Annotated in this window: 19 protein-coding genes; all 19 read right to left on the bottom strand. The window is 72.1% G+C overall.

Going from position 1 to position 22,662, the window contains the following annotated elements; genetic code table 11:
* Positions 1-10: 10 nt before the first annotated feature.
* A complete protein-coding gene (locus ACFVQ3_RS07480) occupies positions 11-466 on the bottom strand; it encodes an NUDIX domain-containing protein (protein WP_387636994.1) in 456 nt (151 codons plus the stop codon).
* 71 nt (positions 467-537) lie between these two features.
* The gene (dnaE, locus tag ACFVQ3_RS07475) at positions 538-4,095 is read right to left on the bottom strand and encodes a DNA polymerase III subunit alpha (RefSeq protein ID WP_387636991.1); all 3,558 of its coding nucleotides are present in this window, start codon (positions 4,093-4,095) and stop codon (positions 538-540) included.
* 246 nt (positions 4,096-4,341) lie between these two features.
* Positions 4,342-4,809, bottom strand: a complete 468-nt coding sequence (locus ACFVQ3_RS07470) for a GNAT family N-acetyltransferase (protein ID WP_387636988.1) — start codon at positions 4,807-4,809, stop codon at positions 4,342-4,344.
* A 43-nt stretch (positions 4,810-4,852) separates the two neighbouring features.
* Positions 4,853-5,791 carry an RluA family pseudouridine synthase gene (locus tag ACFVQ3_RS07465; protein WP_387636986.1) on the bottom strand — a complete coding sequence of 313 codons (939 nt, stop codon included), beginning with the start codon at positions 5,789-5,791 and terminating at the stop codon, positions 4,853-4,855.
* On the bottom strand, positions 5,791-6,549 hold the full coding sequence (locus ACFVQ3_RS07460) for a signal peptidase II (protein ID WP_387636984.1): 759 nt from the start codon (positions 6,547-6,549) through the stop codon (positions 5,791-5,793). Before ACFVQ3_RS07460 ends, ACFVQ3_RS07465 begins: the two co-directional genes overlap by 1 nt.
* A gap of 104 nt (positions 6,550-6,653) precedes the next feature.
* The gene (locus ACFVQ3_RS07455; protein WP_138824718.1) at positions 6,654-7,115 is read right to left on the bottom strand and encodes a TraR/DksA C4-type zinc finger protein; all 462 of its coding nucleotides are present in this window, start codon (positions 7,113-7,115) and stop codon (positions 6,654-6,656) included.
* A gap of 162 nt (positions 7,116-7,277) precedes the next feature.
* Positions 7,278-7,934, bottom strand: a complete 657-nt coding sequence (locus ACFVQ3_RS07450) for a DivIVA domain-containing protein (protein ID WP_138824719.1) — start codon at positions 7,932-7,934, stop codon at positions 7,278-7,280.
* Positions 7,935-8,088: 154 nt separating this feature from the next.
* Positions 8,089-8,373, bottom strand: a complete 285-nt coding sequence (locus tag ACFVQ3_RS07445; protein ID WP_387636981.1) for a YggT family protein — start codon at positions 8,371-8,373, stop codon at positions 8,089-8,091.
* A gap of 26 nt (positions 8,374-8,399) precedes the next feature.
* A complete protein-coding gene (locus tag ACFVQ3_RS07440; protein WP_030150500.1) occupies positions 8,400-8,885 on the bottom strand; it encodes a cell division protein SepF in 486 nt (161 codons plus the stop codon).
* A gap of 143 nt (positions 8,886-9,028) precedes the next feature.
* Complete coding sequence (locus tag ACFVQ3_RS07435) at positions 9,029-9,814, bottom strand: polyphenol oxidase family protein (RefSeq protein ID WP_387636977.1); 786 nt, start codon at positions 9,812-9,814, stop codon at positions 9,029-9,031.
* A 3-nt stretch (positions 9,815-9,817) separates the two neighbouring features.
* A complete protein-coding gene (gene ftsZ / locus ACFVQ3_RS07430; RefSeq protein WP_387636975.1) occupies positions 9,818-11,131 on the bottom strand; it encodes a cell division protein FtsZ in 1,314 nt (437 codons plus the stop codon).
* A 172-nt stretch (positions 11,132-11,303) separates the two neighbouring features.
* Positions 11,304-12,044 carry a cell division protein FtsQ/DivIB gene (locus tag ACFVQ3_RS07425; RefSeq protein WP_387636972.1) on the bottom strand — a complete coding sequence of 247 codons (741 nt, stop codon included), beginning with the start codon at positions 12,042-12,044 and terminating at the stop codon, positions 11,304-11,306.
* A gap of 326 nt (positions 12,045-12,370) precedes the next feature.
* Positions 12,371-13,879 (bottom strand): UDP-N-acetylmuramate--L-alanine ligase, encoded by a 1,509-nt coding sequence (gene murC, locus ACFVQ3_RS07420; protein ID WP_387636969.1) that lies wholly within the window; start codon positions 13,877-13,879, stop codon positions 12,371-12,373.
* Positions 13,876-15,000, bottom strand: coding sequence for an undecaprenyldiphospho-muramoylpentapeptide beta-N-acetylglucosaminyltransferase (murG, locus tag ACFVQ3_RS07415; protein WP_387636967.1), 1,125 nt, complete (start codon positions 14,998-15,000; stop codon positions 13,876-13,878). Before murG ends, murC begins: the two co-directional genes overlap by 4 nt.
* 126 nt (positions 15,001-15,126) lie before the next feature.
* Positions 15,127-16,452, bottom strand: a complete 1,326-nt coding sequence (locus tag ACFVQ3_RS07410; protein ID WP_387637106.1) for a putative peptidoglycan glycosyltransferase FtsW — start codon at positions 16,450-16,452, stop codon at positions 15,127-15,129.
* A gap of 334 nt (positions 16,453-16,786) precedes the next feature.
* Positions 16,787-18,250 carry a UDP-N-acetylmuramoyl-L-alanine--D-glutamate ligase gene (murD, locus tag ACFVQ3_RS07405; protein WP_387636964.1) on the bottom strand — a complete coding sequence of 488 codons (1,464 nt, stop codon included), beginning with the start codon at positions 18,248-18,250 and terminating at the stop codon, positions 16,787-16,789.
* On the bottom strand, positions 18,250-19,350 hold the full coding sequence (gene mraY / locus ACFVQ3_RS07400; RefSeq protein ID WP_387636962.1) for a phospho-N-acetylmuramoyl-pentapeptide-transferase: 1,101 nt from the start codon (positions 19,348-19,350) through the stop codon (positions 18,250-18,252). Before mraY ends, murD begins: the two co-directional genes overlap by 1 nt.
* Positions 19,347-20,747 (bottom strand): UDP-N-acetylmuramoyl-tripeptide--D-alanyl-D-alanine ligase, encoded by a 1,401-nt coding sequence (murF, locus tag ACFVQ3_RS07395; RefSeq protein ID WP_387636959.1) that lies wholly within the window; start codon positions 20,745-20,747, stop codon positions 19,347-19,349. The genes mraY and murF overlap by 4 nt, the downstream gene beginning before the upstream one ends.
* Positions 20,744-22,453 carry a UDP-N-acetylmuramoyl-L-alanyl-D-glutamate--2,6-diaminopimelate ligase gene (locus tag ACFVQ3_RS07390; RefSeq protein ID WP_387636957.1) on the bottom strand — a complete coding sequence of 570 codons (1,710 nt, stop codon included), beginning with the start codon at positions 22,451-22,453 and terminating at the stop codon, positions 20,744-20,746. The genes murF and ACFVQ3_RS07390 overlap by 4 nt, the downstream gene beginning before the upstream one ends.
* Positions 22,454-22,662: the final 209 nt, after the last annotated feature.

Raw genomic sequence — 22,662 nt, 5'->3', positions numbered from 1 at the left:
GACCGCGAGTCTACGTGCCCTCCGTGGCTCCGAACCCGTAGGTCATGACGGCCGGCACGACGCCACGCGCGAGCCCGGCGAGCACCGCGGCCTCGTGCGGCACGAGGGGCTCGGGCAGCGCGGACAGTGCGAACCAGCGCAGGTCTGCGGCCTTCTCCCGCTCCTCGATCACCGGGTCGCCCGTCCACGTGCGGCACACGAAGAAGAAGTCGACCCGCTGCTCGATCGGTCCCCCGTCCGGACGGGTCCGGTGCATGACCGTGACCGGCTCGAGGTCCGTCGCTGCGACGTCGATGCCCAGCTCCTCGCGCGCCTCACGCCGGGCGGCGGCCAGCACGCTCTCGCCCTGCTCGACGTGCCCCGCCGCGGCCGCGGCCCAGTGCCCGTCCATGTAGCCGGTGTTCTGCCGGAGCTGGAGCAGGACCTGGTCGCCTCGGCGCAGCAGCACGTAGGCCGCCGGGATCACCTGGAAGCGTCCCGGAGACCCGTCCGCCGCTGGTCGGTACCCGTCCGCGCCCCCTGGGCCCGCGTCCCCGGTCACACCGTGAGGCACGTCGGACCGAGCAGCGCCTTGAGGTCGCCGTACAGCGCCGGGCTCTTGGTGACCCGCAGGGTGTCCTCGAGCCGCATGACCTTGGTCCGCCCGGGGCTCGTGAGCTTGAGATGGACCTCGGTCACCCCCGGGTGCGTCGAGAGGATCTCGCGCAGCTTCTCGACCACGGGCTGTGTGCAGCGCGACTCGGGCAGGCTCACGAGCACCGGCGTGTCGGCGACCGTCGAGATGTCCGGGAGCGACACCTCCATGGCCTGGAGCTGCATGGTCTCGTCGCGTCGCCGCACCCGTCCCCGCAGCACCACGACCTGGTCCTCGGCGAGGATCGTCGAGTACGCCAGGTAGGTCTCGCCGAAGAACATGACCTCGACCCCGCCCTCGAGGTCCTCGATCGTCACCGCGGCCCACGGGTTGCCGTTCTTGCTCATCTTGCGCTGGAGCGAGGTGATGAGCCCGGCGATCACGACGGTCGAGCCGTCGGGACGCGCCTCGTCGGCCATGAGCGCGGCGATCGACGTGTCGGCCGCGCGGGTCAGCACGTGCTCGAGTCCCGACAACGGGTGGTCGGAGACGTACAGGCCGAGCATCTCCCGCTCGAACGCGAGGCGCTGCTTCTTGTCCCAGTCGGGGATGTCGGGCACGTCGACGCTGAAGGACATGGCGGGGTCCTCACCCCCCAGATCGGCGAAGAGGTCGAACTGCCCCTTGGCCTCCTCGCGCTTGACGCTGATGACCGAGTCCACGGCCTGCTCGTGCACCACGAGCAGGGCGCGCCGCGCGTGGTCGAGCGAGTCGAACGCCCCGGCCTTGATGAGCGACTCGATGGTCCGCTTGTTGCAGACCACGGCGGGGACCTTGTCGAGGAAGTCGGTGAAGGACGCGAACGTGCCCTTGTCCTCGCGCGTCGCGACGATCGCGTCCACGACGTTGGCACCGACGTTGCGGACCGCCGTGAGGCCGAAGCGGATGTCCTTGCCGACGGCGGTGAAGTTCGCCGACGACGAGTTCACGTCCGGCGGCAGGACCGTGATCCCCATGCGGCGGCACTCGTTGAGGTAGAGCGCCGACTTGTCCTTGTCGTCGCGCACGCTCGTGAGCAGCGCCGCCATGTACTCGGTCGGGTAGTTGGCCTTGAGGTAGGCGGTCCAGTAGGAGACGACTCCGTAGGCCGCGGAGTGCGCCTTGTTGAAAGCGTAGTCCGAGAACGGCAGCAGGATGTCCCACAGCGTCTTGACCGCGGCCATGGAGAAGCCGCGCTCCTTCATGCCGTTCGAGAAGCCCTCGAACTGCTTGTCCAGCTCGGACTTCTTCTTCTTGCCCATCGCGCGGCGCAGGATGTCGGCCTGACCGAGCGAGTACCCGGCGACCTTCTGCGCGATGGCCATGACCTGCTCCTGGTACACGATCAGGCCGTACGTGGTCCCCAGGATGTCCTCGAGGGCTTCCTCGAGCTCGGGGTGGATGGGAGTGACCTCCTGCATCCCGTTCTTGCGCAGCGCGTAGTTGGTGTGCGAGTTGGCGCCCATGGGGCCCGGGCGGTACAGCGCGCCCACGGCCGAGATGTCCTCGAAGTTGTCGGGGCGCATGAGCTTGAGCAGGGTCCGCATGCCGCCGCCGTCGAGCTGGAACACGCCCAGGGTGTCGCCGCGCCCCAGGAGGTCGTACGTCTTGGGGTCGTCGAGGGTCAGGGCCTCGAGCTCGACCGGGTCCTTGCCGTTCATCACGATGTTCTCGAGCGCGTCGTCGAGGATCGTGAGGTTGCGCAGGCCCAGGAAGTCCATCTTGATCAGGCCGAGGCCCTCGCACGTGGGGTAGTCGAACTGCGTGATGACCGCACCGTCCTGGAGGCGGCGCATGATCGGGATGATGTCGATGAGCGGCTCGCTCGACATGATGACGCCGGCCGCGTGCACACCCCACTGGCGCTTCAGGCCCTCGATACCCTTGGCGAGCTCGACCACGCGCTGGGCGTCGGGGTCCGCCGAGTGGATCTGGCGGAACTCGTCGGCCTCGTTGTACCGCTTGTCGTCGGGGTTGAAGATGCCCGTGAGCGAGATGTCCTTGCCCATGATCGCGGGCGGCATGGCCTTGGTGAGCTTTTCACCCATCGCGAAGGGGAAGCCCAGGAGGCGTGAGGAGTCCTTGAGGGCCTGCTTGGCCTTGATGGTGCCGTACGTGACGATCTGGGCGACGCGGTCCTCGCCGTACTTCTCCGTGACGTAGCGGATGACCTCACCACGACGTCGCTCGTCGAAGTCGACGTCGAAGTCGGGCATGGACACGCGGTCCGGGTTGAGGAAGCGCTCGAAGATCAGGCCGTGCTGCAGCGGGTCGAGGTCCGTGATGCGCATCGCGTACGCGGCCATGGAGCCCGCACCCGAGCCACGTCCCGGTCCCACGCGGATCCCGTTGTCCTTGGCCCAGTTGATGAAGTCGGCGACGACGAGGAAGTAGCCCGGGAAGCCCATCTGCACGATGACCTGGGTCTCGTACTCGGCCTGCTTGCGCACGGCGTCCGAGATGCCGTCCGGGTAGCGGTAGTGCAGGCCCTTCTCGACCTCCTTGATGAACCAGGAGGTCTCGTCCTCGCCCGGAGGGCAGGGGTAGTTGGGCATGTAGTTCGCGGACGTGTCGAAGCTGACCTCGCACTGCTCGGCGATGAGCAGCGTGTTGTCGCAGGCCTCGGGCAGCTCTTTCCAGATGTGACGCATCTCTGCCGCGGACTTGACGTAGTAGCCGTCGCCGTCGAACTTGAAGCGGTCGGGGTCGGCGAGCGTGGAGCCGGAGTTGATGCACAGCAACGCCTCCTGGGAGTGGCTGTCCTCCTTCTTCACGTAGTGCAGGTCGTTCGTCGCGACCAGCGGGGCCCCGATGGTCTCCGAGAGCCGCAGCAGGTCCTTGATGACGCGACGCTCGATGTCGAGCCCGTGGTCCATGAGCTCGACGTAGAAGTTCTCCTTGCCGAACACGTCCTGGAGCTCACCGGCGGCCTGCACTGCCGCGTCCCACTGGCCGAGCCGCAGCTTGGTCTGGATCTCGCCCGAGGGGCAGCCCGAGGACGCGATCATGCCCTTGCCGTAGCGCTCGAGCAGGTCGCGGTCCATGCGGGGCCACTTGCCCATCTGGCCGTCGAGCGAGGCGAGCGAGCTCGCCCGGAAGAGGTTGTGCAGGCCCTCGTTGTTGCGGGCCCACATCGTCAGGTGCGTGTAGGCGCCGCGGGCCGAGACGTCGTCGGACTCCTGGCCCTTCTCGCCGAAGCGCACACGGGTCTGGTCGAAACGGCTCGTGCCGGGCGTGACGTACGCCTCGACGCCGATGATGGGCTTGATGCCCGCCTGGGTCGCCTTGGACCAGAAGTCGAACGCCCCGAAGATGTAGCCGTGGTCCGTCGTCGCGATGGCCTTCTGCCCCAGGCGCGCGGTCTCCTCGAAGAGGTCTCCGAGCCGCGCGGCGCCGTCCAGCATCGAGTACTCGGTGTGGACGTGGAGGTGGACGAAGTCGTCGGACTTCTGGGTGCTTCCGGGGGCGGCGGCAGACGGCATGCGACGAGTCTAGATCGACCCACCGACGCCTCCGGCGTGTCGCCCACCGGCACCGGCGTGTGCCTCGTCTCATGCGCGCCGGGCGGCACGCCTCCCCGCCCGACGGCGTCGCTCGCCCCGTGGGAGCGGCGCGCCGGCCCGCGTGGACGGGGCCGCAGGAGCACGGCGCCCCGCGGACGCCCCGCCGGGAACCGCGGCAGCCGGGAGGCTGCCCGGTCCGCCTGCCGGGCCGGCAGGGCCCGACCGTCAGCCGCCGGTCGTGAGCGTCCTGGCGGCGTCGCGGTGGTCGATCCCGGCATCGAGGTACACCGGGCCGTACACCTGGTAGCCGAGACGCTCGTAGAAGCCCGTGGCCTGCGTCTGCGCGCTGAGCTCGATCCGGACGCTGCCCTGCGACGCGTGCTCGGCGAGCGCGATCTCCTCGAGCGCCCGCATGACCGCAGCGCCCGCACCGGTGCCTCGCGCAGCGCGCGCCACCGCGACCCGCCCGATGTGCACCTCCCCCGGGTGGGAGGGGTCGGTCAGCAGGCGCCCGGTCCCCACGACGGCCCCCGACGGGTCCCGGACCACGACGTGCGTCGTGGTGGGCGCGAAGTCGGCGTCGTCGATCTCCTCGGCGAGCGGGACCTGCTGCTCGTCCACGAAGACCTCCAGCCGCAGCGCGTGCGCCTCGGTGAGCTGCTCGGGCGTCCGGACCCGTTCGGTGGTCAGCATCGTCGTCCTTCTCCCGGCGGACCCTCGAGCCCGGCCGACGTCGTCAGGAGTAGGCCCCGCGCACGACCTCGAGCGCACGAGCCAGGTCGTCGGGGTACTCGCTCGTGACCTGCGTCCACTGCCCGGTCGCCGGGTGCTCGAAGCCGAGCTGCACCGCGTGCAGCCACTGCCGCGTGAGGCCGACCTTCTTGGCCAGCACCGGGTCCGCCCCGTACGTCAGGTCGCCCACGCAAGGGTGGCGAAGCGCGGAGAAGTGCACCCTGATCTGGTGGGTCCGGCCGGTCTCGAGGTGCACCTCGACGAGCGACGCCGCCGGGAGCATCTCGAGAACCTCGTAGTGCGTCACCGAGGGCTTGCCCTCGGCCGTGACGGCGAACTTGTAGTCGGCCGACGGGTGACGCCCGATGGGCGCGTCGATCGTCCCGGTCGTCGGCTCGGGGTGTCCCTGGACGAGCGCGTGGTAGACCTTCTCGACCGTGCGCTCCTTGAACGCGCGCTTGAGCACCGAGTACGCGAGCTCGCTCTTGGCCACGACCATGAGGCCGGACGTCCCGACGTCGAGGCGGTGCACGATGCCCTGGCGCTCCGCGGCCCCCGACGTCGAGATCCGGTACCCCGCGGCGATCAGGGCGCCGACGACCGTCGGCCCCGTCCAGCCGGGAGAAGGGTGGGCCGCGACACCGACGGGCTTGTCGATGACCACGACGTCGTCGTCGTCGTACACGATCTTCATGCCCGGCACGGGCTCGGCGACGACCTGGGGCGCCCGGGCCTCGGGCTCGTCGGGGATCTCCACCTCGAGCCAGGCCCCGGCGACCAGCCGGTCGGACTTGCCGACCTCGCGGCCGTCGACCCGCACGCCGCCCGCGGCGGCGACCTCGGCGGCACGCGTCCGGGACAGACCCAGCAGTCGCGCCAGCGCGGCGTCGACCCGTTCGCCGGCCAGCCCGTCCGGGACCGGGAGCGAGCGCACCTGGCCCATCAGGACTCCGTCCCGGCCGTCGGGCCGGAGGCCGTCGCCGTGCCGGAACCCTGGGTCCCGGCGGCCGGGGAGGTCGTCGGGGCCCCCTGCTCGGGTGCGTCGGTGTCCTGCTCCGCGGCGGCGCTCCCCTCCTCGTCAGTGTCGTCCTTCGCCGGTTCCTGCTCGACGTGCCGCTGCCCGTCGATGCCGATCCCCTGGACCGAGAGGATCGCGATCATCACCGCGGCCGCCACGACCGCGATGTCCGCGACGTTCCCGATGAACAGGTCGCCGTACCCGATGAAGTCGACCACGTGCCCCTGTGCGAACCCGGGCTCCCGGAAGATCCGGTCGATGAGGTTGCCCAGCGCCCCTCCGAGCAGCAGCCCGAGGGCGATCGCCCAGCCCCGCGACCCGATCTTGCGCATGCTGCGCAGGATGAACACGATCACGACCGTGACGACGATCGTCAGGATCCAGGTGTAGCCCGAGCCGATCCCGAGCGCCGCCCCCTCGTTGCGGATGAACGTCAGGTGGAGCCACTCGCCGAGGAGCTCGATGGTCTCGCGACCCTCGAGCTCTGCGACGGCCCAGATCTTGGTGACCTGGTCGACCAGGATCACGAGGGCCGCGAGCACCACGACCCACAGGACGAGGCGCCGTGGGGCGACGGTCGCGCGCGGCCGGACGTCCGCGGCGGGGGCCGCGGGCACGGCCTCGGCGCCGCCCTCGGACGGGTCGGCGGGCACGGGCTGCTGGGGAGAGGGAGTCGATGGCATCGGCGGCAAGTCTGCCATGTCCAGCCGCTGGTCAACGATCCGGACGGCGAAGGCCGCCGTCCCCGTGGGGACGGCGGCCTTCTCGCACGCGGCGTGCGGTCGCGTCAGCGACGTTCCTCGCGCTGCTTCGCCTCGACGGACAGGTTCGCCCGCGGGTAGGCCTGCAGGCGAGCCTTGCCGATCGGGAGCCCGGTCGCCTCGCACGTCGCGTAGGTCCCGGCCGCGATGCGGTCGAGCGCGTGCTTGGTCTGCTCGAGCAGGTCCCTCATGTTGTTGACGAGGGTGAGCTCCTGCTCGCGTTCGAGCGCGCTGGACCCGGAGTCCGCCTGGTCGTCGCCCGCACCGTCCCCCGAGTTGCGCAGGAGCTCCGAGAGCTCCTGGTCCGCCTCGGTGAGCTCTCGCTCGAGGCGCTCGCGCTCCTCCAGCAGGGTCGCTGCCTGCTCCTCCGCCTCCTTCAGCGTCCACGGCTCCTCGCCGTCACGCACGGGGAAGGACTTGACGTCGCGAGCTAGGTTCGGGAACTGCTGTCGTACGACCGCGCGCGTCGCGGTGCTGAGCTTGGTCATGTCGCCCCTCCGGTTCGAGTTGCGGTGAGAGTAGACGCCGCCCGCCGGTACGCACAACGCACCACGCCGGATGGACCGGTGTGGTGCGTCGTCACGGACCGACCGACGGCGAACCCTGTGGTCCGCACGCCTGGTGTGATCGTCTGCCAGGTGGCAGGTGGACTAGATGCCCGCGCTGAGGTCGCTCGAGCGACCCGCGCCGGAACCGCTGCGGGGCGGGAGAGCGCTGCCGCGGTTGTCGAGGTCCCCCATGAGGTTCTGCAGGTAGCTCTTGAGGCGCGTGCGGTAGTCCCGCTCGAAGAGACGGAGCTCGTCGATCTTGCGCTCCAGGAGCGACCGCTCCTGCTCGAGCTGCGAGAGCGTGCGGTGCGAGGTCTCCTCGGCCTCCTGCACGATCCGGGTCCCCTCCTCCTTCGCTTCCGCGATGAGGCGGTCGCCCTCCTGCTGGCCCGAGCGCACGTAGTCGTCGTGCAGCTTCTGGGCGAGCTGGAGCATGCCGGTGGCCGACTCCGGCTCGGCGGTCGGCTTGCCCAGGGCGGGCGCGACGCTCGCCACGACGGGTGCGGGCTCCGGTGCCGACGGGGTCTCGACCACGGCCGGCTTGGACGGCGCCGAGGCGTCGGCCCGGCTGAGCTCGGCGACACGTCGCTCCGCTGCGGCCAGCTTGGTCTTGAGGTCGTCGTTCTCCTCCTGCACGGAGTTGAGCGTCCTCACCACCTCGTCCAGGAAGTCATCGACCTCTTCGACGTCGTATCCCTCGCGGAACTTCGTCGCGGAGAACTTCTTGTTCAGGATGTCCTCTGCTGTCAGCAGTGCCATCGTCTCACCTCAATGCGTTTGCGCCGTCAGTCCGGGCGATCTCGAGATCGCCACAGTCCAAAGTAGCGGAGATTGTCAGCGGAGGCGGCCTCCGACCGAGCCCCTCCAGGGGGCGTCGGTCGCAAGAACGCCGTGATGTCAGATTTCTACGTGTTTACAGGGCCCTCAGGATCTGTGCAGCGAACGACACTGCGAGGAAGAGCACGATGAAGCCGAGATCGATCCGCACCTGACCGAGGGTCAGGGGCGGGATGACCTTGCGCAGCGCTCGCAGCGGTGGGTCGGTCAGGGTGTAGATGGCCTCCGCCAGGACGAGCATGACGCCCCGAGGGCGCCAGTCCCGGGCGAAGACCTGCACCCAGTCGAACACCACCCGTCCGATGAGCACCACGAGGTAGAGGCCGAGGACGAATGCCAGCAGATCGAAGACGAAATTCACAGGGTCAACTGTGCCAGAGTCCGCGGTCAGCTCTGGTTGAAGAAGCCGGCCCGGCTCACCGGAGGCTCGGGAGCCTGCTCCTCACCGGTGATCTCGACGTGCTCCGGAGAGAGCAGGAAGACCTTGTTGGTCACTCGTTCGATGGCTCCGTGCAGCCCGAAGATGAGGCCTGCGGAGAAGTCGACGAGTCGCTTGGCGTCCGCGTCGTCCATGTCGGAGAGGTTCATGATGACGGGGGTGCCGCCACGGAACGCCTCCCCGATGACGCGGGCGTCGTTGTAGGAGCGCGGGTGCACGGTGGTGATCCGGCGGAGCTCGGCTGCTGACATGCTCGTCTGGGGTACCTCTCGTGGGGCGACCGTCCGGTGCAGCGGGGTCACCTGAGCCTGGTAGTCGGTCGGCACGTCGGCCCCCAAGTCGTCGTACTCGTCGATGAACTCTTCCTGGTCGCCCTCGCCTCGATCATCAGCGAGGCCCAGGTAAAGCATGGTCTTGCGAAGTGCTCCGGCCATCGCCCTCTCTCCGTCCTCATGTCGACTGCTGGTTCCGTGCTTTGCACGCTAGCCCAGCCCCGGACACGCGCGTGATGCGACACGCCCAGGAGACGACAACGGGCCGGGGGGTGAGAAACGGCACGTCGAGACCCGGCGGCCGGTCACTCGAGAGCGACGACACCCGCGAACCGCCCCGTCGTGGTGCCGCCACGGGTCGCGAGACGGTGGGAGTAGAAGCGCTCGTCCTCGAGGGTGCAGATCCCGGTCTCGACGACGGTCCGCACGCCGGCGGCACGCAGCTCCGCGACGACCCCGGCGGGCAGGTCGAGCGCCGGGGTGCCCCAGCTCGTGGTCGACGACGTGCCGGGACGGGCCGCGGCGACCTCGTCGCGCATGTGCTCGGGGACCTCGTAGCACCGCCCGCAGGCAGCAGGCCCGACGACGGCACGCACCTGGTCCGCGCGCGCCCCCTGGGCGACGAGCACCCCGAGCGCAGCGCCGACGACCCCTGCGAGCAGCCCTTGGCGCCCCGCGTGGACGACGCCGACGACCCGGGCGTACGGGTCGGCGAGCAGGACCGGGACGCAGTCCGCGACCAGGACCCCGAGCCCGAGCCCGGGCTGGGCCGTCACGAGCGCGTCCTGCTCGCCGCACGTAGCTGCCCCCTCGCCCGTCTCGACCCGGGCCGCCCGGTCGGCCGCCGAGAGCACGCGGACCTCGGCGCCGTGCACCTGCGTGCCGAAGACCAGCGGTGCACCGAGCCGGCGACCGACCGCCTCGCGATGAGCGAGGACACGCTCGGCGTCGTCACCGACCCCCAGGCCGAGGTTGAGCCCGGACCAGGGTGCGGGCGAGGACCCGCCGACCCGTCCCGTGAAAGCAGCACGCACCCCCGGTCCGAGGTCGACCTCGAGAACCGGGGGTGCGGGGAGTGCAGGATCGGGCACGGGCTACTTCAGGAAGTCGGGGACGTCGAGGTCCTCGACCTTGCGCCGGACGGGCTCCTCGTCGTACAGGCGGGGAACCTCGACCTGGGCCGAGCGCTCGGCCGACGGCTGCTCGGCGTTGACGTTCTCCTCGGTCGGGACGACGCTGAACGTCGGGATCGGCGCATAGCCGGCCGAGACCGTCGCGGCACCGCCCCCGAAGGTGACGGGGACGTCGTCGGGCTCCGAGGCGATCGGGACCACCGGGCGCGGGAGCGTGTGGCTGCCCGTGGCCGTCGGCACGGCCGCGGGCAGCGGTGCGGGTACGGGCGGGGCCGCAGGCGTCCCGGCGACCTGACCCAGCGCGCGGGCGTCCTTGCGGATCTGGGGCGTGCCGCCGTCGAACCCGGCCGCGATGACCGTCACGCGGACCTCGTCGCCGAGGGCGTCGTCGATCACCGCACCGAAGATGATGTTCGCCTCGGTGTGGGCCGCCTCGTGGACCAGGCGTGCCGCCTCGTTGATCTCGAAGAGCCCGAGGTCGGAGCCGCCCTGGATCGACAGCAGGACCCCGTGCGCACCGTCGATGCTCGCCTCGAGCAGCGGGGAGGAGATCGCGAGCTCGGCCGCCTGGACGGCCCGGTCCTCGCCGCGTGCGGAGCCGATGCCCATGAGGGCGCTGCCCGCGCCCTGCATGACGGACTTCACGTCGGCGAAGTCGAGGTTGATCAGGCCCGGGGTCGTGATGAGGTCCGTGATGCCCTGGACGCCCGAGAGCAGGACCTGGTCGGCCGAGTGGAACGCGTCGAGCGCCGAGACGTTGCGGTCGGACATCGACAGGAGCCGGTCGTTCGGGATGACGATGAGGGTGTCGACCTCGTTGCGCAGTGCCTCGATCCCCTGGTCCGCCTGGACGGACCGACGACGACCCTCGAACGTGAAGGGTCGCGTGACGACACCGACGGTCAGGGCGCCGAGCGAGCGGGCGATGCGCGCGACCACGGGCGCGCCACCGGTCCCGGTGCCGCCGCCCTCGCCCGCCGTGACGAAGACCATGTCGGCGCCGCGCAGGACGTCCTCGATCTCCTCGGCGTGGTCCTCGGCCGCTTTCTTGCCCACCTCAGGGTCGGCCCCCGCTCCGAGGCCGCGCGTGAGCTCGCGCCCGACGTCGAGCTTGACGTCCGCGTCGGACATCAGCAGCGCCTGCGCGTCGGTGTTGATGGCGATGAACTCGACGCCCTTGAGACCGACCTCGATCATCCGGTTGACGGCGTTCACGCCACCACCGCCGATGCCGACCACCTTGATCACTGCTAGGTAGTTCTGCGGAGTTGCCACGTCAATGCCTCTCGATCCTGTAGCCCTCAACCTTCACCCTCAACTAGAGGGTTATAGTTATGTCAGGTTGTGCTGTGTCGACGGTAGGTGCCCGTCCCTGCCGTATCAACGACCCGCCCGCGCGTGTCGGCGAAAACCTCCGCGATGGTCCATGTCACATCCTCCCAGCCGCTCACCGGCTGATCGGCATCGTGGGGGCCGACACGTCGAAGAGCGTGACCCCCTGGTTCTCGGGCAGCGCCCGCAACGCCTGGAGCACCCGGACCTTGAGCGCCGCGTCCTCCTCGTTGCCCCACTCGACGACCGCACCGTCGCGCAACGTCATGGTGACCGCGTCCTGCGTCGGAGCCGTGACCTCTGCGACCTCGGCCCGCAGCTCGGGAGGGAGAGCGTTGAGCACGATACGAGCCGCATGCAACGACCGCGCACCCTTCTCGTCGAGCGTCACGCCGATCTCCGGCAGGCCGTCCGGCACCGCGTCGACCGTGGCGACCTGGACCCCGTCACGGTCCAGCAGAGCGAAGGCACCCTCGTGCGGGACGGCCGCCACCGGCTCCCTCGACTCGAGGGTCACGCTCAGCCCGTCCGGCCACACTCGCAGGATCCGCACGTCACGGACGCCGTTGAGATCGAGGATCGCGTCCCGCAGCCCGATCGTGTCCACGCGGGGCAACGGGACGCCGTCGACCCGCGCCACGGCCTGCTCGACCTGGGCGACGTCGATCACCGTCCCCTCCCCCGAGATCTCGACCTTGGCCGGGTCCGTCCCGAGCAGGGGCGAGAAGAGCACGACCCACACCCCGGCCACGACCGCGAGCACCGCCGCGGCCCACCCCAGGATCCGGTTCCTGAGCAGGTGCCGACGCATCGCGGCCTTCTCGGCCAGCCGGTCCGCCATCCCGGTCGAGACCACCCGGTCGACCGGTCGCCCACCCTGCCCACCCCCCGCCCCAACGAAGGGGACCGGGGCGGTCGGGGGACGTTCCCGTCGCGCGTTCGTGGGCTCGGTCCGTGCGAGCTCGGCGCCCCGGAGCACGAGCGGCTGCGTCGCGACGTCGTCGCCCGCCGCCTCCTCGCCCCAGCCCGGCGCGTCGGGCGCCTCCGGGGGCCGGGTCGGACCGGCCGGGCCGCCCGGACCGGGCTCCGGCCGGGGAGGCCGGGCCGGCTGCGCCTGCCGAGGCTGCGCAGGATGCGAGGCCGGACGAGGCGCCGCGGGCCGAGGGCGGGACGGCGGACGCATCAGTCGTCGCCCTCCCCCGCAGGCGCGACGGGCTGCGAGAGCGCATCGAGGACCACCGCGCCGAGCTCGGTCACGTCCCCGGCCCCCACCGTGAGCAGCAGGTCACCGGGACGCGCGGAGGCCGCGATCGCACGAGCCGCCTCGAACCTGTCCTCGACGCCCCGGACGACCCCGCCCGCCATGAGGTCGGTGATCGTCCACGAACCCGTCGTCGGGTCCGGGTCCTCCCGCGCCGCGTACACGCCTGTGACCACGACCTCGTCGGCGAGCGACAACGCGTCGGCGAACTCCCGAGCGAAGGTGCGCGTGCGGGAGAACAGGTGCGGCTGGAAGAGCACGAGCACCCGCCCGCCCGCAGCCACGGGGCGCGCCGCGGCCAGGAGCGCCGCGACCTCGGTCGGGTGGTGCGCGTAGTCGTCGACCACCCGTACGCCGCCCGCCTCGCCCCGGGACTCGAAGCGTCGACCGGTGCCCAGGAACTCGCCCACCCCGGCCACGGCCTGCTCGGTGCTCACGCCCAGCAGGATCGCGGTCGCGACCGCCGCGGCGGCGTTGAGCGCGTTGTGCGCGCCGGGCACCTGCAGGCGCAGGTCGTGGGACCTCGGCTCGAGGACGTCCGGCGCGCCGACGAGCGCCCGGGCGTCCCGGCCCTCTGCCTCACCGGTGACGGTGAGCCGCGCAGCCACGCCCGTGGCGCCGTCGGGCCGGACGTCCGACAGCCGCGCGTCGCTGCCCGGCGACGTGCCGTACGTGACGACCCGACCGCCCGACGCGCGGTGCGCGTCGGCCAGGGTGCGGGCACCCGGGTCGTCCGCGCACGCGACGAGGAACCCGCCCGGCGCGATGCGCTGCGCGAAGTCGACGAACGCCTGCTCGAACGCCTCGCGCGAGCCGTAGTGGTCCAGGTGGTCGGGCTCGACGTTCAGCACGACCGCGATGGTCGGGGCGTAGTTGAGGAACGAGCCGTCCGACTCGTCGGCCTCCGCGACCACGACGTCCCCCGCCCCCAGGTGTCCCCCGGGGACCGCGCCGTCGCTCGTGATGACCGAGCCCCCGATCGCGAAGGACGGGTCGAGACCCGCCGAGCGCAGGGTCGTCGCGACCATGGCCGACGTCGTGGTCTTGCCGTGCGCGCCCGCGACCGCGACCGAGCGGCCCAGCGCCATGAGCGCGGCGAGCGCCTCCGAACGGTGCAGCACGCGCAGGCCCGCGGCTCGCGCCGCGACCAGCTCGGGGTTGTCGGGACGCACCGCGCTCGACAGCACGAGCGTGTCGGCCCCCTCGACGTTGCGCGCGTCGTGCCCCACGTGGACGGTGACTCCGTCCGATCGCAGCGCCTCGACCACGGCGCTGTCCTTGGCGTCCGAGCCCTGGACCCGCACCCCGCGCGCGACGAGCAGGCGGGCCACGACGGACATGCCCGCGCCGCCGATGCCGACGAGGTGGACGGTCCCCAGGTCGTCGAGCGCCGGAGGCGCCGCCGCGGGCCCGCCGTCGGTGCCCGTCATCGCGCGCTCCCGGCGGCCTTCACGACCAGGTCCGCGACCCGTGCCGTCGCGTCCTGGACCCCGGCCCGCGAGGCGAGCGAGGCCATGGTGCGCAGGCGGTCGCCGTCGGTGACCAGCGCCGGGACGTTCACGGCCACCCACGGCGCGGTGAACGCCTCGTCCTCGACGAGGATGCCGCCCCCGGCCCGCACGAGCGGACCGGCGTTGAGCCTCTGCTCGCCGTTCCCGATGGGCAGCGGCACGTAGACCGCGGGGATACCCAGCGCGGCGAGCTCGCTGACCGTCCCCGCGCCCGAGCGGCAGACCACGAGGTCCGCGACCGCGTACGCGAGGTGCATCTCCGCGAGGTACTCGCGCACGTCGTAGCCACCCAGCCCTGCCACCGCTGCGCGCACCGCGTCCGCCTTGCCCCGGCCGGTCAGGTGCAGGACCTGGGCCCCGGTCGCGAGGATCTCGCGCGCCGCACCCGACACCGCCTCGTTGAGGCTCTGGGCGCCGAGCGAGCCACCCGTGACGACCACGGTGGGGCGCGCCGGGTCCAGGCCCAACGACGCCGCGGCGTTCGCCCGCACCGTCGGTGCGTCGACCCCGCGGTCGCGGATCAGGTCGGCGATCTCCCAGCGCAGCGGCAGCCCCGTGACGACACCACCCTTGAGCGGGGTCCCCTCGAACGTGAGCGCGACCGACGTCGCCCAGCGAGCGCCCGCCCGGTTCGCGAGGCCAGGCCGAGCATTCTGCTCGTGGATCACGATCGGTACGCCGCGGCGGTGAGCCGCGATGTACGCGGGGGTCGAGACGTAGCCGCCGAAGCCCACCACGACCTCGGCCCGGGTCTCGTCGATCACGGCCCCCGCCGCCTCGACCGCGGCCTTGAGCCGCCCCGGCAGCGCGACCCACTCGCCGCTCGGGCGGCGCGGCATCGGCACCTTGGGCACGAAGCGCAGCGGGTACCCGCGCGCCGGCACGAGGTCCGCCTCGAGCCCGCTCTCCGTCCCGAGCACGGTCAGGACCGCCTCGGGGTTGCGTGCGCGCAGCTCGTCCGCGACCGCGAGCAGCGGGTTGACGTGCCCCGCCGTCCCGCCGCCTGCGAGCACCACCGAGCCGACTGAAGAGCTCACCACGTACCTGTCACCTGTCCTTGCTGTCGCTGCTGGTTGCTGTCCCGGGAAGGCCCGGAGTCCTGAGGGTAGCCGTGCGCGTCGGCGACGGTCCCGGCGCCCGGGCGTCGCACCCGTGCCGGCCCGCGGTCATCGCTGCTGGGAGCGTCGGCGCGGGAGGGCGCGTCGCCCGGCGTGCCCGACGACGGCGAGCGACCTGCGCACCACGCTCCCCCGGGCGCTGAGCGCCTCGCGCGCCCCCGGCTCGTCGCGCGCGAACGAGATGACGACGCCGAGCGCGGCCATGGTCGTGATGAGTGCCGAGCCGCCCGAGGAGACCAGGGGCAGCGGGACGCCGATGACGGGGACGATGCCGATCACGACACCGATGTTGATGAACGCCTGCCCGACGATCCAGCACGCGATGCCCGCGGTCGTGATCTTCACGAACGGGTCCGGGTGCCGACGGATCACGCGGCTCATCGCGAGCCCGAGCACCGCGAAGAGCGCGAGGACGAGGAGCGTGCCGAGCAGGCCCAGCTCCTCGCCGATCACGCCGAAGATGAAGTCGTTGTGCGCCTCGGGGAGATAGCTCCACTTCTCGCGGCTCGCCCCCAGGCCCACGCCGCCGAACCCGCCGGTCCCGAGGGCCCACAGGCCGTGCACCGACTGGTAGCACCCCGTGCCCACGTTCGCGTCGGTCGTGTCGCAGACGCCCGCGTAGGTCGCGAGGAAGCGGCTCGTGCGGTTGGAGCTCTCCTGCATGGCCACGAACCCGACGCCGACCACCAGTGCGGCGATGCCTCCCGCCGTCGCGAGGAGCCTCCAGTCGACACCGGCGACGAAGAACGCGCCCGCGACGAGCAGCAGGATCACGAGCATGGTGCCCAGGTCGTGACCCGCCAGGACCAGACCCATGACCAGCAGCGAGCCGGGGACGGCCGGGACGATCGCGTGCTTCCACGAACCCAGCAACCGCTGCTTGCGGCCGAGCACCACCCCGAGCCACACCGCGAGCGCGAGCTTGGCCGGCTCCGAGGGCTGGACGTAGAACGAGCCGAAGTTCAGCCAGTTCAGGTTGCCGTTGACCTCCTTGCCGAGCGGGCTGAAGATCAGCACCTGGAGGAGCAGGCTGAAACCCAGGAGCGGCCAGGCGGCGTGCCGGTAGAAGCTCGTGGGCAACCGGGTCGCGACGAGCAGCACGGGCAGCCCCATGAGGGCGAACCGCGCCTGGGTGAAGAACGCCTGGTACGGCGAGCGGCCCGCGGCGATCTCCGTGACGGCCGAGCTCGACAGCACCATGACCAGGCCGATGATCGCGAGCAGGGTCGTCGCGCCGACCAGCAGGTAGTAGCTCGTCACCGCGCTGTCCCACTGACCGAGCCAGGCACGTTCCTGGACGGTCGCCCGCTTGGTCGCGCGCGCCCGACTGCGGGGGGTGCCCGCCTTCGCGGCGTCCTTGCGCCGGCCGAGCAGGCCCGTCGCGGCGGTGCCCGTGGAGCGCGCCGCGGGCTTGGCCCTCCCGGTGGTCCTGGGGGTGCCCGTCGGCTTCCCGGCACCGGTGGCCCGAGGCGTCGCAGCGCCGGTGGTCCGGGGCGTCCCGGCGGCGCCGGTGCCCGCCTCCGTCCGAGGTCGCACCGCTCCCCCCGTCCCGCTCCCCTTCGTCCGGACAGGGTTCGTGGGTGCCGGCCTCCCGGCCTGGCGAGCGGCTCCCGGTCGGGCGTCACCCGAGGCAGGGGGCTTCGGCGTGGTGCGGCCCGCGGCCGAGCGGGACGCAGGCCCTCGCCCACTCGTCGTCTGGGCCACTGGGCTACCCCTCCAGCTCGGTCTCGGAACCTGTCAGGTCGTGGACGGCGCGCACGAACGCGTCGCCCCGGGCCGCGTAGGACGCGAACTGGTCCATCGACGCGCACGCGGGCGCGAGCAGGACCGTGTCCCCGGGGACGGCGAGTCCGCGGGCGCTGGACACCGCGCGCTGCATCACCGTCCCAGTGTCACCGGGATCGACGCGGACCACGGGGACATCGGGTGCGTGTCGGGCCAGTGCACCCGCCAGCGGCTCGGGGTCGGTCCCGATCAGCACGACCGCGCGCAGCCTCGACAGGCGCGAACGCACGAGCTCGTCGAACGTCGCCCCCTTGGCCAGGCCGCCCGCGACCCAGACGACGGACCCGGCAGCGAAGGCACCGAGCGCCGCGGCCGCGGCGTGCGCGTTCGTCGCCTTCGAGTCGTCGACGTAGGAGACCCCGTCGACGCTCGCCACGTGCGCGATCCGGTGGGCGCCAGGGCTGAAGGAGCGCAGGCCGTCCCGGACGGCGCGTGCGTCGACCCCGTGGGCCCGGGCGAGCGCGGCGGCCGCGAGGGCGTTGGCGACGACGTGGACGGGCACCACGCCGTCTGGCCCCGCGAGGTGCGCGAGGTCCGCGAACGTCGCGAGCTCCTGCGCGCTGCGGTGCCGTGCCGGGTCGTCGGGGGCCGTGTGGAACGCGCGGTCCACCAGGACGTCCTCGATCACGCCGAGCTGCGCCCGGGCGGGCGCCCCGACCGTGAAGCCGACCGCGCGGGCCCCCTCCTCGACGTCGGCCTCCCGGACGAGGTGCTCGGTCCGGGCGTCCGCCACGTTGTACACGCAGGCCACCTGGGCACGCTCGTAGATGCGGCCCTTGTCGCCCGCGTAGGCGTCGAGCGAGCCGTGCCAGTCGAGGTGGTCGGGCGCGACGTTGAGCACGGCCGCGGCCTGGGCCGACATGCTGTGCGTGAAGTGGAGCTGGAAGCTCGAGAGCTCGACCGCGAGCACGTCGAGGTCGGGATCGAGCGCGGCGGTCACGACCGGCGTGCCGACGTTCCCCACCGCGGCGGCCCGCAGCCCTGCGGCGGACAGGATCGACGTGAGCATCTCGACCGTGGTCGTCTTGCCGTTGGTCCCCGTGACCGCGAGCCACGGCGCGTACGACCCGTCGGCGCGCGGGGTGCGCAGCTGCCAGGCGAGCTCGACCTCGCTCCAGACGGGCACGCCCGCCTCCCGGGCAGCGACCAGCAGGTCCGACGACGGCGCCCACCCGGGCGACGCGACCACCAGGTCGATCGTCGCCAGGTCGACGCGCGTGGCGTCCTGCACGTCGGCGTCGGGCGCCGCACGGTCCACCGTGACGACCGAGGCCGCCCGAGGCGTCAGCGCGGCGACCGCGGCACGACCCGAGACCCCGAGCCCGGCGACCAGGACGCGCGCCCGTTCCCACGGGACACGCAGCGCGTGGGCGGCGGTGTCGGACACTAGCTGACCACCCACTCGGCGTAGAAGATCCCGAGCCCCAGGCCCGCGAACAGTCCCGCGATCAGCCAGAACCGGATGACGATGGTCACCTCTCCCCAGCCGGACAGCTCGAAGTGGTGGTGCAGCGGCGCCATCTTGAAGACGCGTTTCCCGGTCATCTTGAAGTACCCGATCTGGATGACGTCGGACAGCACGATGATGACGAACAGGCCGCCGATGATGACCGCGAGCACCTCGGTGCGGGACAGGATCGTCAGGCCGGCCAGCGCGCCGCCCAGAGCGAGCGACCCGGTGTCGCCCATGAAGATCTTCGCGGGGCTCGCGTTCCACCACAGGAAGCCGACGCAGGCCCCCATGATGGCCGCGGCGACGATCGCCAGGTCCTGCGGGTCACGGACCTCGTAGCAGCGCGGCCCGGCGGCGTCGAGGATCTGGCAGCTCTGGTTGAGCTGCCAGATGCTCACGAGGATGTAGCTGCCGAAGACGATCACGGACACGCCCGTGGCCAGGCCGTCGAGGCCGTCCGTCAGGTTGACCGCGTTCGACCACGCCGTGATGAGGAAGTTGGCCCACAGGACGAACAGGATGAGGCCGACCGTGGCCCCCGCGAACGCGAGGTCGAGGTTCGTGTCCCGCAGGAACGAGATGTGCGTCGAGGCCGGGGTCCGGAAGTTCTCGTTGGGGAACTGGAGCGCCAGGACCGCGAACGTGACGCCCACGACCCCCTGGCCGACGATCTTGGCCCGCGGGGACAGCCCCAGGCTGCGCTGCTTGCGGATCTTCGTGAAGTCGTCGAAGAAGCCGACCAGCCCCAGCCCCGTCATGAGGAACAGCACGAGGAGCGAGGACACGCTCGGCGTCCTCGGCGTGTCCGAGACGATCGAGGACACGACGTAGGACATCGCCCAGCCGATCAGGGTCGCCCCGATGATGACGACCCCGCCCATGGTGGGCGTACCGCGCTTGGTGAAGTGCGCCGTCGGGCCGTCCTGGCGGACGAACTGACCGTAGTTGCGGTGGATCAGGAACTTGATGAACAGCGGGGTGCCCAGGAGGGCCACGAGCAGCGAGACGCACGCGGAGACGAGGATCGCGATCATGCGTGCACCTCACCGGCGAGCTCGTCGCCCAGGCGCCACAGACCCGAGCCGTTCGAGGACTTCACCAGGACCACGTCGCCCGGCAGCAGCTCGTCGCGCAGCAGCGCGGACGCGGCCTCGACGTCGGGCACGAACCGAGTCTCATCGCCCCAGGACCCTTCTTGGGTGGCGCCGTCGTGGATGCCGCCGGCACCGTCACCGACCACGACGAGCAGCTTGATGTTCAATCGGACCACGAGACGGCCGATCTCGTCGTGAGCGGCGCGCGAGTCGGGCCCGAGTTCTCGCATCTCGCCCAGGACGGCGACCGACCTGCGCTCGCGCCCCGCCATGACCGCGAGGGCCTTGAGGGCCGCGCGCATCGAGTCGGGGTTCGCGTTGTACGAGTCGTCGATCACGGTGATGCCGTCGGGGCGCTGCGTGACCGCCATGCGGTGCGGGCTGATCGCGGTCGCCTCGGCCAGGCCCGCGGCCACGACCCGCGGGTCGAGGCCGAGCCGGACCGCCGCGGTGGCGGCTGCGAGCGCGTTGGTGACGTGGTGCTCGCCCACGAGCCGGAGCTGGACCGGGAAGGTCTCCTCGACGCCGCGCACGCGCAGGTCGAACGACGCGCACCCGGCTCGGTCCATCCCGATGTTCTCGGCACGCACGTCGGCCGCGGGGATGGTCCCGAACGTCACGACGGGTCCGGGCGCGACGTCCGCCATCGCGACCACGCGCAGGTCGTCCGCGTTGAGCACGGCCGTCCCCCCCGGGGCGAGGCCCGTGACGATCTCGGCCTTGGCCGTCGCCACCGCCTCGATCCCGCCGAACTCGCCCAGGTGGGCGCTGCCCACCGCCAGGACCACGGACACGTCCGGGGGCGCGATCCGCGTCAGGTAGGTCAGGTGCCCCAGACCGCTCGCGCCCATCTCCAGGACCAGGTAGCGGGTCGAGGGATCGGCCTCGAGCACGGTCAGGGGCAGACCGATCTCGTTGTTGAACGAGCCCCTCGGCACGACCGTGCGCCCGTGGGGCGTCAGGAGCTGGCCCAGCAGGTCCTTCGTGGTCGTCTTGCCCACCGACCCGGTGATCCCGACGACCCGGAGGTCGCCCTCGGCTCGCAGGCGCCGCAGCACCTCGCGCGCCAGGGCACCGAGCGCGGTCTGCACGTCCTCCACGACGACCGCGGGCGCGTCCACGTCACGGGCGGCCAGGACGAGCGCCGCCCCCTTGTCGACCGCGACCGGCACGAAGTCGTGCCCGTCGACGTGCTCGCCGGGCAGCGCCACGAAGAGCGATCCCGTGCGGACCAGGCGGGAGTCGACGACGACCGAGCCGGTCACCCTCACGTCCGGGTCGGCGGCCAGCCGCCCACCGGTCGCTGCGGCGACCTCCGCCGCAGTCAGCTCGATCATTCTCCGTGCTCCTTCGTCGTCTCGTGGCGCGCGGCCAGTGCGGCACGCGCCTCCACCCTGTCGTCCAGGGCGTGGTCCACCCCGGCGATCTCCTGCCAGACCTCGTGGCCCCGGCCCGCGACCAGGACCGTGTCCTGGGGCGCGGCCTCCCGGATCGTGTCACGGATCGCGGTGGCCCGCGGCGCGACCTCGACCACGGTGCGCGCACGCGGCGCTCCCCCGTGCCCGACGGCGTCGCGCCCTCCTGAGCCCTCGGCCGCCTCCGCGGCCTGCTGTGCCGCCCTCGCCCCGGCGAGCACCTCGGCGCGGATCGCTGCCGGGTCCTCCCCGTGCGGGTCGTCGTCCGTGATCACGACCACGTCGGCACCCTCGACCGCGACCGCCCCCATGCTCGGTCGCTTGCCCTTGTCACGGTCGCCGGTCGCCCCGAAGACCACGACGAGGCGACCCGTCGTCGTCGGGCGCAGCGCGGCCAGGGCGAGCGAGAGCGCGTCCGTGTTGTGCGCGAAGTCGACCACGACACGTGGCGCGGTGCCCACGACCTCCATGCGTCCAGGGACCTGGGCGCTCACGCCGTCCGCCGCGTCGAGCGCCGCGGCGACGTCGCGCGGGTCCGCGCCCGCCTCGAGGACCATGGCCAGGGCGAGCGCCGCGTTCGCCACGTTGAACCCCCCGGGCAGCGCGGTCGACGTGCGCACCTCGCGTCCGTCGCGGTGGCGCAGCACGAACGTGCTCCCCGTCCCCGCGGCCGCGTCGACGGCACGCACGTCGGACACGGTCCAGTCGGCGACTGCCCTGGTGCTGTCGGTGCTGTCGGTGCTGCTGGTGCTGTCGGTGCTGCTCGTGACGGCGAGCGTCGAGACGGGGATCGTCGCGACCTCGGCCAGCCGCCGCCCCCAGGCGTCGTCGACCACGACCACGCCCCGACGGGCATGCTGCGGCGTGAAGAGCGCGGCCTTGGCCTCGAAGTACTCCTGGAGGTCGCCGTGGAAGTCCAGGTGGTCCTGGCTCAGGTTGGTGAAGCCCGCCACGTCGAACACGATGCCGTCCACGCGGTGCAGCGACAGCGCGTGCGAGGAGACCTCCATCGCGAGGGTCCCGACGCCGTCCTCGCGCATCGTGGCGAGCAGGGCCTGCAGGTCGGCCGCCTCGGGCGTCGTCAGGCGGCTCGGCAGGACACGGTCGCCCGAGCGCATCTCGACCGTGCCGATCAGGCCGCCCTTCCAGCCGAGCGTGCGCAGGACGTGGTCCAGCAGGTAGGTCGTGGTCGTCTTGCCGTTGGTACCCGTGACGGCGAACGTCGTGAGCTGCGTCGCGGGCTCCCCGTACACCCAGGCCGCGACGCGGCCCAGGACGGCGCGCGGGTCCTCGGTCACGAGGACCGGCACGCGGCTCTCGCCCGCCTCGGCGAGCAGCCGCGCCCCCTGCGGGTCCGTCAGCACGACGCGCGCACCACGAGAGATCGCGTCGCTCGCGAACCTCGCGCCGTGCGTGCCCGCACCGGGCAGGGCGACGAAGAGGTCGCCGTCGGCGACGACGCGGTTGTCCGAGGCCACGGACCAGATCTCGGCCGCGCCGAGGGCCTCCGGCCCCTGGCCCGACGCCGTCCCCCCGGCGGCGACGGCAAGGCCGAAGGTGGTCGCGAGCTCCCGGGCCGTGCGGTGCACGGACGTGGCGGGACGAAGGCGGTCGATCGGGGATGTCACGAGTAGAACCTACCGTGCGCCAGGCTCTCGGCCGGTCGGCGAGGACGCCCGGACCGGGTACTTCACGGGACCTTCACGCACGCTCGGCGTCCTTGGCGCGCGCCGGGGCAGCCCGTGTGGGAACCCCCACAGAACGGTCCGCGGACGCACCCCCAGGACCGCGTGCCCGGAGCACCCGGGCGACCCCGCCCCTCCTCGGGCCGACGGTG

Source organism: Oerskovia sp. NPDC057915 (genome assembly GCF_042887685.1).
Classification (GTDB): Bacteria; Actinomycetota; Actinomycetes; order Actinomycetales; family Cellulomonadaceae; genus Oerskovia.
Note: the sequence above shows the minus strand (reverse complement) of the source record. Positions and strands in the feature narration are given on the sequence as shown.

What these genes read in the sequence shown, in the direction of transcription:
- dnaE (WP_387636991.1), bottom strand. Translation starts at nt 4,095, where the DNA reads ATGCCGTCTGCCGCCGCCCCCGGAAGCACCCAGAAGTCCGACGACTTC.
- ACFVQ3_RS07470 (WP_387636988.1), bottom strand. Translation starts at nt 4,809, where the DNA reads ATGCTGACCACCGAACGGGTCCGGACGCCCGAGCAGCTCACCGAGGCG.
- ACFVQ3_RS07465 (WP_387636986.1), bottom strand. Translation starts at nt 5,791, where the DNA reads ATGGGCCAGGTGCGCTCGCTCCCGGTCCCGGACGGGCTGGCCGGCGAA.
- ACFVQ3_RS07460 (WP_387636984.1), bottom strand. Translation starts at nt 6,549, where the DNA reads ATGCCATCGACTCCCTCTCCCCAGCAGCCCGTGCCCGCCGACCCGTCC.
- ACFVQ3_RS07455 (WP_138824718.1), bottom strand. Translation starts at nt 7,115, where the DNA reads ATGACCAAGCTCAGCACCGCGACGCGCGCGGTCGTACGACAGCAGTTC.
- ACFVQ3_RS07450 (WP_138824719.1), bottom strand. Translation starts at nt 7,934, where the DNA reads ATGGCACTGCTGACAGCAGAGGACATCCTGAACAAGAAGTTCTCCGCG.
- ACFVQ3_RS07440 (WP_030150500.1), bottom strand. Translation starts at nt 8,885, where the DNA reads ATGGCCGGAGCACTTCGCAAGACCATGCTTTACCTGGGCCTCGCTGAT.
- murC (WP_387636969.1), bottom strand. Translation starts at nt 13,879, where the DNA reads ATGACGGGCACCGACGGCGGGCCCGCGGCGGCGCCTCCGGCGCTCGAC.
- mraY (WP_387636962.1), bottom strand. Translation starts at nt 19,350, where the DNA reads ATGATCGCGATCCTCGTCTCCGCGTGCGTCTCGCTGCTCGTGGCCCTC.
- murF (WP_387636959.1), bottom strand. Translation starts at nt 20,747, where the DNA reads ATGATCGAGCTGACTGCGGCGGAGGTCGCCGCAGCGACCGGTGGGCGG.